We start from the raw sequence: 725 nt of genomic DNA, 5'->3' as shown, positions 1-725 counted from the left end.
ATAATACAAACGTAAATAATGTATGGAATAGAAAATGCAAAGATTCATATTTATATGCCAAAAGAGAATATAACTTCCGATTTAATTAGAACCTGGACGGACAATTTAAATAAGGTTAATCCAAAAAATGAGTTCGAAATACGAAGCATTGATGAATGTGTTAAATAAACGTTTATGATAGTAGTAGACAAAATAAGAGACCTTGATATCGCAAAAAAACAGTTTGATTTTGATAGTGATATTGAAGAGTCTGTGGATTATCAAAGTTGGGTAGATTATATTGATAACAACCACAAATTATTCGTATGGTTTGAGGATACAGAGGATGGAAAAGAGGTGTTGAGTATAATTGATAGCTTTCCCCTGAAGATGCAGCAATCATTGCTCTCCATGCTTAATAGGGTTCGGTGTTTTGCAAAATTCAATTCTAAGAAAGGACATTACGACTTGAGTGTTGCGTGCTCTAGCGAGAGCAAAAGAGTATCTATTTCTTTTGAGCGAAAACCGACAATCGAAGAATTGAGGCTATTTTTGGATATGGCGAATTACTTAGGGGCATATTTATTATTTGATAGGAAAAAGATAATTGATGCAAAGGTGATTGGAGAATTGGAAAAAGCACTTTAAAAGAAAAATACGTATGAGACAATCGAGAATGGGACGAAATGTCTTTATGACAAGAAGCTGGCGATTTTAAAATGGGGTGGCTGAACTGAAGCGAGCAC

At 34.1% G+C, this 725-nt stretch carries 1 protein-coding gene; it reads left to right on the top strand.

Annotated features, from left to right (window positions below; translation table 11 throughout):
* Nucleotides 1–174 precede the first annotated feature (174 nt).
* A complete protein-coding gene (locus tag HMPREF3027_RS00015) occupies nucleotides 175–627 on the top strand; it encodes a hypothetical protein (RefSeq protein WP_070706266.1) in 453 nt (150 codons plus the stop codon).
* Nucleotides 628–725: the final 98 nt, after the last annotated feature.

The organism is Porphyromonas sp. HMSC077F02 (genome assembly GCF_001815465.1).
In the GTDB taxonomy this organism is placed as follows: Bacteria; Bacteroidota; Bacteroidia; order Bacteroidales; family Porphyromonadaceae; genus Porphyromonas_A; species Porphyromonas_A somerae.
This window is presented reverse-complemented; position numbering and strand designations above follow the sequence as displayed.

Excerpts from the sequence above, each read along its gene's own strand:
- HMPREF3027_RS00015 (WP_070706266.1), top strand. The coding sequence starts at position 175 with ATGATAGTAGTAGACAAAATAAGAGACCTTGATATCGCAAAAAAACAG.